Annotated in this window: 10 protein-coding genes; 2 read left to right on the top strand and 8 right to left on the bottom strand. The window is 43.0% G+C overall.

Features of this window, described 5'->3' with window-relative positions; translation table 11 throughout:
- Positions 1–285: 285 nt before the first annotated feature.
- The 5 genes from ACYQ0Y_RS06475 to coaBC form a co-directional block, all read right to left on the bottom strand.
- Positions 286–1,434 (bottom strand): serine hydrolase domain-containing protein, encoded by a 1,149-nt coding sequence (locus tag ACYQ0Y_RS06475; protein WP_407882626.1) that lies wholly within the window; start codon positions 1,432–1,434, stop codon positions 286–288.
- 261 nt (positions 1,435–1,695) lie between these two features.
- Positions 1,696–3,612, bottom strand: a complete 1,917-nt coding sequence (mnmG, locus tag ACYQ0Y_RS06470; RefSeq protein ID WP_407882625.1) for a tRNA uridine-5-carboxymethylaminomethyl(34) synthesis enzyme MnmG — start codon at positions 3,610–3,612, stop codon at positions 1,696–1,698.
- Positions 3,613–3,671: 59 nt separating this feature from the next.
- Entirely contained in the window at positions 3,672–5,063 is a 1,392-nt protein-coding gene (gene mnmE, locus ACYQ0Y_RS06465; protein ID WP_407882624.1) for a tRNA uridine-5-carboxymethylaminomethyl(34) synthesis GTPase MnmE, read from the bottom strand.
- Between the two features lie 448 nt (positions 5,064–5,511).
- Complete coding sequence (jag, locus tag ACYQ0Y_RS06460; protein WP_407882623.1) at positions 5,512–6,408, bottom strand: RNA-binding cell elongation regulator Jag/EloR; 897 nt, start codon at positions 6,406–6,408, stop codon at positions 5,512–5,514.
- 80 nt (positions 6,409–6,488) lie between these two features.
- A complete protein-coding gene (gene coaBC, locus ACYQ0Y_RS06455) occupies positions 6,489–7,691 on the bottom strand; it encodes a bifunctional phosphopantothenoylcysteine decarboxylase/phosphopantothenate--cysteine ligase CoaBC (protein ID WP_407882622.1) in 1,203 nt (400 codons plus the stop codon).
- Positions 7,692–8,353: 662 nt separating this feature from the next.
- On the opposite strand from coaBC, the gene ACYQ0Y_RS06450 reads away from it, so the two are divergent.
- Entirely contained in the window at positions 8,354–8,827 is a 474-nt protein-coding gene (locus ACYQ0Y_RS06450; RefSeq protein WP_407882621.1) for a MarR family winged helix-turn-helix transcriptional regulator, read from the top strand.
- 100 nt (positions 8,828–8,927) lie between these two features.
- Here the strand turns inward: ACYQ0Y_RS06450 and ACYQ0Y_RS06445 are convergent, their stop codons facing one another.
- The 3 genes from ACYQ0Y_RS06445 to rpmH form a co-directional block, all read right to left on the bottom strand.
- Positions 8,928–9,779 carry a YidC/Oxa1 family membrane protein insertase gene (locus ACYQ0Y_RS06445; protein ID WP_407882620.1) on the bottom strand — a complete coding sequence of 284 codons (852 nt, stop codon included), beginning with the start codon at positions 9,777–9,779 and terminating at the stop codon, positions 8,928–8,930.
- A 42-nt stretch (positions 9,780–9,821) separates the two neighbouring features.
- Positions 9,822–10,166: a ribonuclease P protein component gene (rnpA, locus tag ACYQ0Y_RS06440; protein ID WP_407882619.1), complete on the bottom strand. Its 345-nt coding sequence runs from the start codon at positions 10,164–10,166 to the stop codon at positions 9,822–9,824.
- Between the two features lie 78 nt (positions 10,167–10,244).
- Positions 10,245–10,379: a 50S ribosomal protein L34 gene (rpmH, locus tag ACYQ0Y_RS06435; RefSeq protein ID WP_002828338.1), complete on the bottom strand. Its 135-nt coding sequence runs from the start codon at positions 10,377–10,379 to the stop codon at positions 10,245–10,247.
- Positions 10,380–11,008: 629 nt separating this feature from the next.
- Between rpmH and dnaA the strand changes: the two genes are divergently transcribed.
- Positions 11,009–12,349 (top strand): chromosomal replication initiator protein DnaA, encoded by a 1,341-nt coding sequence (dnaA, locus tag ACYQ0Y_RS06430; RefSeq protein WP_407882618.1) that lies wholly within the window; start codon positions 11,009–11,011, stop codon positions 12,347–12,349.
- Positions 12,350–12,360 lie beyond the last annotated feature (11 nt).

The raw sequence follows: 12,360 nt of genomic DNA, 5'->3' as shown, positions 1-12,360 counted from the left end.
CGCTCGCCAACCATCAACAATTAAGTAATGGTGTGCATTGATAATGGTTGCCGCCCCATGTAGTTACTCATGCAACTACAAACGATCATAAAGCCATTGGTACTAGCGCGCTTCTGGCATCACTTTCACCAAGTGTGATGCTCGCTGCACGGAAGACTTGCACGTTCCCGCCCTAATCATTTCGCCTGCTGATAAACTTGTTGACATTATTTCTACGCTAATTGTTTTATCATGTCAAGCTCATTTTAAATTAATGTTTTTTCTTCAGTCGCAATCAAGCGTTTCTTACCACTGGTGAAAAGCCTCCATCTGACTCAAATGATAGAAAAACATTTGGTCCTGCCCTTTAGGACGCCAAAGATTGCTAAGCAGCACAAGTCCATTTTGACCATCATTTGAGATGACAAACATGTCGGAAAATCCGTAACCAATGCCATTAGCAATGGTATAACCTGTTGGCCTATTGTAAACACCACCGCCATAACTACTAGTGCTACCAGGCGTTCTTAATTGGTTAACATCTGCCGTTGATACAATTCGTCCTGTGCAAATAGCCGCTTCTGCGCGAAATAAATCTAAAGGAGACATGTACAAATTTCCAGAACCTAATTCACGTGTCTGTTTTCCTGCCGTAAAGTCTGTCGCTTTCGTCCGTCGATATTCAATGGCATTGGTTTTAGGATTCCCTGCATACCCAACTGCTAGTCTCGGTGACTTAGTGAGGCTCTGCTGGTAACTAAATGAAGTTTGCCTTAAAGCTAGTGGTTTAACAAATTCATGTTCATACCACCATTGATAATCATGTCCCGTTTTTTTTTGAATAATACCACAAAGTAAATTGTAATTAATTGACTGGTAGTCCCACTTGCCAGATTTAGCCGCATTAAATATTAAGTGTTGCGATAGATAAGTCGCCTCTTTAGCGGCAGGCAAAGCCTTTTTAGTTGTAGCAGTAGGCCCTTCTAGTCCAGTCGTCATATCCAGCATTTGTCGAATTGTGATATTTTTAGCGTTTGGCACTTTGGGATACCATTGGCTTAGCCGATCTGTCATATTTAGCTGACCATTAGCGATCACCTTCATTACAATCGCTGCCGTCATCGATTTTTGTGTCGAATTAATCAAATATTGTGTTCTAGTGGTATTTTTAATTTTTTTAGCCACATTGGCATACCCTGAAGCTTGATAGTAGACCACCTGGCCATGACGAACCATTAAAGCAGTTCCTACCCAGTTATTTTGCTGCAATAATTGTTTAAACTTAGCTACTTGCTGCGGCACCGTTAATTGTGGATTTGTTGGTTGTGGTGCCGTTGCTTGTGCTTGTTGTGTTTGGGTTGGACGATCAGCATGCACGACAACCACTCCAGCCTTGCCACTTGACAACATCCCTATACCTATCAGTCCGATGGCTAAGCTTTTTTTGATCGACATATGTAATCCCCGTTGTTTCACGTGAAACCAAAATGCTGGTTGCACTTAATTTTAACTAAATTATCCATGCTATAAACTTAAGCATCAAGTAATGCTTTGATTAATGTACAACAAAAAGTATATCATTTTTATTTTAACGATCATAATAAACTGATAGTGATTATGGCTAGCTAGGCCAAGGAAGCAAACACAAAAAGGCATCTCAATTTCCAAACGGAAACGAGACACCACTATAACAATGTTATTAATCTATGAATCTTGCTACTTCGCAACTTTAGCAATCCGTCCCTGTTCAATATAAACAGAGAGAATCGCAATGTCTGCGGGGTTGACCCCTGAAATCCGACTCGCTTGAGCCAGTGTTTCTGGCTGAATTTTCAGTAACTTCTGCCGACCTTCAGTGGCTAATCCCTCAATTGCTTCATAATCGATATTAGCAGGAATGGCTTTAGCTTCCATGCGCTTTAACTTGGCGATTTTTTCCTCGGCCTTTTTGATGTAACCAGCATACTTTAATTCGATCTCAACTTGCTCGATCACCCGATGATCCAATGGCTGATCTGGTTCAGGAATAAATTGTAACAAGTCTTGATAAGTGACTTCTGGTCGCCGTAAAAAGTCGGCCGCCAACACGCCATCTTTTAATGGTGCGTCATCATGTTCAGCCAACCAAGCATTCACCTGAGGCGTAGGCTTTACACGGACCTGTTGCAGGCGTGTCAGTTCCGCATCAATCGCCGCCTGTTTCGCTTCAAATTGAGCAAAACGATCTTCACTAATTAAACCCAATTCGTGCCCCATCGCCGTTAAACGTAAGTCTGCATTATCATGCCGCAAAATCAATCGATATTCGGCCCGACTCGTTAATAGTCGATAAGGTTCTTTCGTACCCTTAGTCACCAAGTCGTCAATCATGACACCAATATAAGCATCAGACCGCTTTAACGTAAAGTCAGCTTGACCTAAGGCACGGCGACCCGCATTAATGCCGGCAATCAATCCTTGTCCGGCAGCCTCTTCATAGCCTGAGGTGCCATTCATCTGACCCGCGGTGTATAAATTCTTAATGAGCTTTGTTTCTAACGTATTCCGCAGTTGATACGGCGCGACCACGTCGTATTCGATCGCATAACCTGGACGCATCATTTCTGCATCTTCAAGCCCCTTAATCGAGTGAACAATCTGTTGCTGGATTTCCTCTGGCATCGAGGTTGACAACCCTTGAACATACCATTCATCTGTACGACGGCCTTCGGGTTCCAAAAATAATTGATGACGACTTTTGTCCGCAAAACGAACAATTTTGTCTTCAATCGATGGGCAATAACGTGGTCCAACCCCTTCGATGACACCAGAGAACATCGGAGCCCGCGATAAATTCTCACGAATAATGTCATGCGTATGTTCGTTGGTATAAGTCAACCAACAGCTTAACTGGTTCGCAACGGTTAAATAATTTGCATCTGGTGTCTCAAAACTAAAATGATTTGGCTGTTCATCACCAGGTTGCTCTTCGGTTTCATCATAGTGGATCGTCCCACCATCTACCCGCGGTGGCGTTCCCGTCTTAAATCGTTCCAAATCAAACCCTAACGCTTCGAGATTCTCCGATAATTCAATAGATGGTTGAGAATTATTCGGGCCTGATGAGTACATCAACTCGCCAATAATGATCTTACCGCGTGAGGCAGTCCCAGCAGTCAAAACAACGGATTTGGCACGATATTGAGCACCCGTTGCCGTTTGGACACCTTGACAGATACCATCTTCGACTAACAGTGAAGTAACGACACCTTGCCGCAAGGTTAAATTAGGTTCCTTTTCCATTGTTAGCTTCATTTCTTCATGATAAGCATGTTTATCAGCTTGCGCACGTAAAGCACGTACTGCCGGGCCTTTACCCGTGTTTAACATCCGCATCTGGACATACGTTTTGTCAATGTTATGTGCCATTTCGCCGCCTAGCGCATCAATTTCACGAACGACGATTCCCTTAGCCGGGCCACCTACTGATGGATTACATGGCATAAAAGCAACCATTTCCAATGAAATTGTCATTAATAATGTTTTATTACCCATTCGGGCAGCAGCTAGTGCTGCTTCAGAACCAGCATGACCAGCGCCGACAACAATCACATCGTAGGCGCCCGCCTGATATGGCTTTCCTTTTGAAATCATCTAGTTTACCCTTTCGCTTCCACGCCAATATTTAATCGAATTGTTTCATGTGAAACAGACTATTTTCCTAAACAAAATTGGGAAAACAATTGCGTTAACAATTCATCCTGAACTGAATCTCCTGTAATCTCGCCGAGCAAATCCCAGGCCCGTGTCATGTCAATTTGGACTAAATCAACTGGCATCCCTGCCGCAATGCCACTCATCACATCGTCTAATGCAGCTGATGCCTGCTTCAACAACCCAATGTGCCGCGCGTTAGTTACCATCACCGTCGTTTGACTATTTTCAATACCACCAAAAAATAGCGTGGCAATTTGATCTTCAAGTTGTGACAAGCCGTCATTCGTCAAAACAGAGGTTCCGATTACACTATCATCGCCGACGAGCATTTGTAAATTAGCTAAATCGACCTGTTGAGGAAGGTCCGTTTTATTTAAAATGACGATTCGTTTTTGACCAGTCGTTTCCTCAATCAGCTCGCGATCTTCACTCGTTAACGATTCACTACCATTGATGACTAGTAACGTTAAATCTGCAGTGGCAAGCGCTTGTTTAGATCGTTCAACACCAATTTTTTCGACTTTGTCATCTGTCTCATGAATTCCCGCGGTATCTACCAGCTTCAAGGGCACGCCCTTCACGTTGACATATTCTTCAATGACATCTCGCGTCGTTCCGGCCACGTCAGTCACGATTGCTTTGTCTTCATGAAGTAGATGATTTAGAAGACTCGATTTACCAACATTGGGTCGGCCGACAATCGCCGTTGCCAACCCTTCACGAAGTACCTTACCTTGCTGGGCCGTTTCTAACAGCTCACCAATGCGGACTTTCACATCTTGTGCTTTTTCCAACAATAACTTAGTGGTCATCGTTTCAACGTCGTCATATTCGGGATAGTCAATATTAACTTCTACCTGTGCTAAAACATCCAAGATATCTTGGCGTAACTGCCGAATCAAAGTTGACAAATTACCATCCAATTGGTTTAATGCCACTTTCATTGAACGGTCGGTCTTGGCCCGGATTAAATCCATCACGGCTTCGGCTTGGGACAAATCAATTCGTCCGTTTAAAAAAGCTCGTTTCGTGAATTCACCTGGTTCGGCTAACCGAGCACCATGACTTAGCAACAGTTGCAAAATACGATTTGTCGCCACAATCCCACCATGACAGTTGATTTCAATGACATCTTCTCTAGTAAACGTCTTGGGTGCCCGCATGACTGACACCATCACTTCGTCGACTTCTTCGTCAGTGTCCGGGTCAATAATATGTCCATAATTAATAGTATGACTCGCAACCTGCGCCAAATCACGTCCTTTAAAAACCCGCTGCGCAGTTGATAAAGCCGCTTCACCACTTAAACGTACAATTGAAATTGCCCCTTCACCAGGCGGCGTGGAAATCGCTGCGATCGTATCAAACTCAGTAATTGTTTGTGACATATTTCCTCGACTTCCTTATGTGACCTATTTCACGGCATAAAAAAAGTGCCACCTCACGCGTCGTTACACGTGAGCAAAGCACTTTGACTACTTTAACTCTAATCGTTTGTTTTGAATGTGTTCATCTTAAAAGCGTCGTTGCCATTTGTCAACTACTTCTGTTTTAGAACAGAGCGTGAGCCAGGCAGTTTTGAGTCCGAGCAACAACTGGCAATCACGGACGGGTGGGTTTTACCCGTTAGTGATTGTTGGTTGTGCACAGGACTCAGGCCTGGCGAGCGCGTTTACGCCAGAATATGAGTCATCACGGGTGATCTCGAGCAACAATGAACAATCGTAATTGGGCGCATTTCACCCGGTAGTGATTGCTGGTTGTGCACAGGACTCGGGTCTGGCGAGCGCGTTTACATCAGTAAGCAGAAATTCATATCATTTACCTTAAATCCGGCTACCGTGGTGAAATAACCACGGCCCGTCGTGGCTCACGGCCTTGCGAACTTGTGACCACATAATCATGGTGTGCTAACTCAGTATGAATCACCTTACGCTCAAAGGCTGGCATTGGATCAAGCAAAGCCGGTTCGCCACTCGCGATAACCTCACGCGCTGTGTTATCTGCCAAACGTCTTAAAGTATTAGCGCGTCGGTCTCGATAACCAGCTACATCAAGCAACAAATCAAAATGTTGAAGGCCCAAACGAAGCATGAACGTGGTTCCTAAAACTTGCAGGGCGTTTATCGTTCGCCCATGACGCCCAATCAAGAGACCTTCTTGTTGCGTTGTAAACGTCAAAATAGCGCTTCGATGATCTGCTTCAGCATCTACCTCAGCCTCAATGCCCATTTGATCTAGTAATGTTAGCAAATAATTGGCTAACGCTTCCATACTCTGATCCACTTTCGCTTGATTTGTCTGTTGGCGTTCCCGTAATGCTGCTGGCGACAATGGTGTTTGCGTTGGATGTGGATGATCACCTTCACGCCGGCGAACATCCGCTTGAGCGTCAACGTCCCGTTCTAACTCTTCAGCCCGTTTAGTTACTGCGGGGCGGGGCGGTCGAAGAGCATCACTAACTGAATGTTTAGTCGTCGGTCGAACGGCACTGACTCCTGCTGACTGGCTTGATATATCACTTGCTTCTTGAATGTCGGCACTTTGACTTAAATTAGTCACTTGAATGGGTTTAATCGTCAAATCCACAATTGCCGGTTGTTTAAGCCGTCCAAACCAACCGTGAACAGGTTCACTAATTACCGTCACCGTAACTTGATCCCGACTAATTTGAATCTTTTTCAATCCATTTTGAATGGCTGCTTCGACTGTTGCTCCTTGATACTGCGTCACGGTAATCCCTCCAAGTCTCAACCAAAAACTTGAGTTTATTGTAGCATGGACAACGAATGAAACTTAAAAAAATCATTTTTTTAAGGTAATAAAGGTAAAATTCGTTCAATCAAGGCTTCCGCCAAAGCGGTTTTACTCATCATCGGTAACGCTTCCGGTGCTTGATGAGGACGTAAAATTGTTACTTCATTTGTGTCAGCATTAAATCCACGATCTTTTTTAGAAACATCATTTGCCACCAACATCGCTAACTGCTTCTCAGTTAACTTGTGCGTGGCATTTTCAATTAATTGCTGTGTTTCAGCTGCAAACCCAACCATCACTTGTTGCTCACGCTGTCTGGCTAATGTTTTCAAAATGTCCGGATTTTTAATTAATGACAAGCTCATTCGATCATTGTCCGTCGTTTTTTTGATCTTTTGTTCGGCAACGGTTGCTGGACGAAAATCAGCAACTGCCGCCGCCATAATAATCACATCCAGTGTCGCAAATCGTTGCTGAATGGCCGTTAACATTTCTTGCGCACTTTCTACCTGCACTAATGTCACGCCTGCCGGAATTGCTCGATCATGAATCGTACTGACTAGAATGACTTTTGCTCCTTGATCGGCAGCAGCGCTCGCTAACGCATAGCCCATTTTGCCAGATGAATCATTGCTGATAAAACGAACTGGATCCAATCGCTCTTTAGTTCCGCCAGCAGTCACCAACACTGTCCGCCCCTGCAACTGACCATTCATTAAAGCAACTTGATGGCGGATAAAGTCAACAATCGTTGCTACTTCAGGTAAACGTCCGCGGCCGACATATCCTTCTGCCAACATCCCTACAGTGGGTTCCAAAATGATCACGCCATCTTGCCGCAACTGCGCTAAGTTGCGCTGTGTTGCAGGTGCCTGCCACATATGTTCATTCATTGCTGGAATAACTAATTTCGGAGCGGTGGTCGCTAACAAAGCAGCCGTCACTGCATCATCAGCGAGGCCATTAGCTAATTTAGCCAAGACGTTGGCCGTGGCCGGAACGACAACAGCTAAATCTGACCAATCAGCTAATTCGATATGCGGCACCAATTGGTTGGTGGCCTGGTCAAATAAGTCAACCAATACACGCTGTTTGGTCAAAACGGCAAATGTCTGAGGCGTGACAAATTCAGTCGCACTTTTGGTCATTACGACTCTCACCTTAGCGCCTTGTTTAATTAAGCCCCGAACAACCTCCGCCGCTTTATAGACAGCAATTCCGCCAGTAATATAGACAGCAATCTGTTTATCCTTTAACATCTTGTTTCCTCCGTATAAGCCTAATGAATTACCTTGCATATCAGAATCGCGCTAAATTACCGAATACAAGTAAAACAGTATTAATTAATCCAGCTAATGGCAAAATAAATTCAGTTGTTAACCCGTTGAGATAAATTGATTACGTTATGCTGATTATACCAAGCCACCGAAATTAACCCAAAGTTAACCACACACCCCCCATAAGGCCTGTCTGAACTAATGTCGTTATGGTCTTTGTTTTAACTAGCGCATTCATTTCTAAGAATGACGTCAAAAAAAGTGCTGAAACGGACTTCCTTTGTAGCAAGCTGCCCCGTTCAACGTTAATTTCCTCATAAGTGTATGTATCGTTCATAAACAAAACTACTGAAGATCGTTCAGGTTTATAATCAATCACCCAAAATTAAATTGCCCCATAGACAAATCGTCAACGAAAACGTCAATGTTAATAATAAGTTGTTCCGTTTTAGGTTCAAAATAGAAAATTATTCCCATTGAACGGTCAAATGTGATAATATTTGTTCTTGTCACACGTTTGTAAGGCAAGTCGTCTTGAACTATTAATAATCAGCGGCTATTCTTTAACCAACGTGATACTAAAAATACTTTTATTTTTTATAATATCTAGAGAATTTTCGTAAAAAGTTAGGAGTGCAATTCTATTGGCAAAAACAGTTCAACCTTCACAAGCTGACATCGATCGGCTGACCACATTACTTATCCATGGCCATTTAACCGACATTTACGCCTTGCAAAAAGTGAATGTAGGTGCCGCGAATTTAACTAAACTCAGTCTTCGCGATATTTTACTAATTACTGAAATTGGTCTCGAACCCAATGTTACTTCCTCAAAATTAAGTCGTATGTTTAGGATCTCTAGTCCTCTGTTATCGACTCGTATTACTGCACTGATGCGGCTTGAATTGGTACAACAATCTGAAGATTTAACTGATCGGCGAGTGCATAATTTAACGCTTCTGCCTAAGGGAACTGAAATCTTCGACGCTTGGTATGCTCGGCTGCAAGAATTAGCCAAACAAATTCTAACCGTCTTTCCGCGAGAAAATGTTGATAACCTAGAATCAAACATCGACTTCTTGCTCAACACTATTAACGGATACCTCAAAGATATCTAATAAACAATTTTTTAACAATTCCAGTAATGACTTAAACAAGTAGCCCCAACCTCCTAAAAAAGGAGGTTGGGGCTACTTGTTCAAGACTTATAAACCTCTGTTACCGCCGCCGAGAACGACGGGCTTTTTTAATTGCACGTTGACGCGCCTGCTCCTGCGCTTTTTTAGCAGCTTGTTTCGCAGCTCGTTCACGATTAATTTGCCAAGGATTCTGAATTAATAACGTCTGACCCGCTTGGAAAGCATTTGAAATCACCCAATATAACGACAACGCGGTTGGAACCGACAACGCGGTGAAGAAGATAATCACCGGCATCCCCCAGACCATGACAGCGTTCATTGAGTTAGTCTCTGGCTGACTCTTAACGCTTAACCAAGAACTCACCCAGGTGAATAATGCAGCTAAAATCGGCAAAATGAAGTATGGGTCTCGATCACCTAAGTGCATCCACAAGAAGTTCCCGGTCTTTAACACTTCAGTCCGATAAATTGCTTGATACAACGCCCAGATAACTGGCAATTGCACTAACATCGGCAAACAGCCTGAAACAGGATTATAGCCAACTTCTGCATATAATTTTCGCGTTTCTTCTTGCAATTTCTGTTGTGTTGCCGCATCTCGAGAAGAATACTTCTTCTGTAATGCAGATATTTGCGGTTGAATCTCTTGCATTTTCCGCATGGAACGCGTTTGATAAATCATTAACGGTAAGATAATAATTCGGATGATTAAGGTGATCCAAATGATCCCCATCCCATAGCCACCGAACTTACTTAGCCAGATAATAAATTGACTCATATTGTATAGGATCGTATGATCCCAAAAACCAGTACTATGACTTGTAATCGCTTGTTTTCCACACGCAGCTAGAAACAAACTGGCCGTGGCAATTAACGTTAATGCTAGTCCGCGACGGCTCTTTTTACTGGCTCGATGTTCGCGTTGTTTCACGATGTTTTCCTCATCTTTTAATTTTAAAGTCTAAATGGTTTTTTACTCAGCAGCTAGTAATTTGGCCAACCGTAATGCATGAACTAAATTTCGCTTGGTATCTACCATTGATAACCCATCGGCAGATGGTCTAGCAATCACTAAGAAATCAACGTCTTGGCGCAGCATTGGTTTTAACTCTAATAATGATTGACGAATGCGCCGCTTAACCCAGTTACGATGAACCGCGTTACCAATTTTCTTCCCAACCGAAATTCCCACTCGAAAATGCGGTTGTTGTGGCTTAGCTAAAGTATAGATAACAAATTGCCGGTTAGCCACGGAATTTCTGGTTTCAAAGACCGTTTGAAATTCACTTTCCTTTTTGATCCGGTAAGACTTTCTCACGGGTCCTCATCTCCTCCATGCCTTAAATCCAGTCAGTTAGAAATAAAAAAGGTCACTGAATAACTCAGTGGCCTGTTTTTATGCAGATAATACTTTTCTGCCCTTTTGGCGCCGACGTGCTAACACCTTACGGCCGTTACTTGTGCTCATCCGTTTCCGGAAACCGTGAACACGCTCGCGGTGACGTTTCTTCGGTTGGTAAGTTCTTTTCATGTGATTTGCACCTCCTTTATGGGATCGTCATGCCACAGATACCTGCGGGACGACCCACTCGGATATCCAGCGTTCTTGCTGACTGACCTAATTCAAAAATTAGCGCACGAAATAACTCGTGCAATTCTTAAACATAATATCATAGTCGACCTCGCTTGAAAACAATGAATTTTTGTTTTAACGATCTTGATTTTTAAAATCAGTCGATTAACCCGTTAAAGTTATCCACACCCCATCCACAAGTTCAGGGAAAACTACGGCTGCATTTTAACCAAAACACCGGATATCGACAAGCGAATCCACGAAATAACAGGCTGTTATTAAAGTTATCCACATGGTCGATTTTATTTGTGGATAACTTTTGTAAGGCCTTTATTCTCAGTCCTTTTTAATCACAACGGCCGGTGGAAAACTTGTTTCACAGCGACAAAATTCGCTGAATTCCCGCTCCTGTGGAAAACTAATCCCCTAGCCTGTGGAACATTTTCGATTTACCTGCCTCCACCTGTGGAAAACTTGTTTTCTTCATGCTAAAGTTGATTCTGCAGATTTTGATTTAGGCGAATTAGTCAGATGGTTTTCTTAATTCAATTTTATTCCGTCTGACATTATCTTTAGGAGGCATCGCTGTGGTTGACAAAGATACACTATGGGCCGGTTTGAAAAAAAGCTTTCAAGCTGATCTTTCTTCCGTAACCTACAACACATGGGTTGCATCGGCTGAGCCGATCTCATTTCAGGCACCACATTTCCGCCTACAAGTTCCTTCACAATTACATAAAGACTACTGGGAGCGCACATTAACGCCAAAGCTCGTTGAATTTGCGTATTCTGACTTTCAGGCAGAATTGGAACCTGAATACGTCATTGCCGGCCAAGTACCGGCTACGCCCGATCCTGAAACCACAATGACGCCTAAATCAGTCCCTACCAGCACGGTAAGACGGCAAAATTCACTTAATGATAAGTACACTTTTGACGCCTTCATTATTGGTAAAGGAAACGAAATGGCTAATGCGGCTGCCCAAGCAGTCTCTGAAGAACCTGGAACCCTCTACAATCCATTGTTTTTATATGGTGGCGTTGGCTTAGGCAAAACTCATTTGATGCAAGCAATTGGTCATGCCATGATCGCTGCCAACCCTAATACCAACGTCATGTATGTCACTAGTGAAGAATTTACCAATGATATGGTGATGTCCATTCGTGACAAGACCCAGGAACAATTCCGCCAGAAATACAGGTATGTTGACCTTTTACTGGTAGACGATATTCAATTTTTTGCCGATAAAGAAGGAACCCAAGAAGAATTCTTCCATACATTTGAACAGTTGTATAACAACAGCAAACAAATCGTACTTACCTCTGATCGTTTGCCAAATGATATTCCTAAGTTGCAAGATCGCTTAGTCAGTCGCTTTAAATGGGGACTGTCTGTTGATATCACTGCTCCGGATTTAGAAACTCGGATTGCCATTTTGCGTAATAAAGCTGATCGTGAACAGATCCAAATTCCTGATGACGCTCTAAGTATCATTGCCAGTCAGGTAAATAGTAATGTGCGTGAATTAGAAGGCGCATTAGCACGCGTCCAAGCTTATTCTAAATTACAACATCATGAGATTGATGAAGACTTGGTCCATAAGGCGTTGAAGAGTTTGAACCTAGAAAACAAACCAACTTTGACGATTGAATTAATTCAACAAAAAGTTGCTGCCTATTTCGATGTTAATGTCGTCGACTTAAAAGGCAAAAAGCGGATGAAAGAGATTGTAGTCCCGCGTCAAATTGCGATGTATTTAGCTCGCGAGCTGACCAATTCATCCTTGCCAAAAATCGGTAAGGCCTTTGGTGGCAAGGATCATACGACAGTATTACACTCGTGTGATAAGATTGCGGACGCGTTAACATCTGATCCAAAGTTATCTGAAAATATCCAACAGCTTAAAATTGAGATACAACGGCGTTAATAACTAGCGTA

Source organism: Furfurilactobacillus curtus (genome assembly GCF_054657915.1).
Note: the sequence above shows the minus strand (reverse complement) of the source record. Positions and strands in the feature narration are given on the sequence as shown.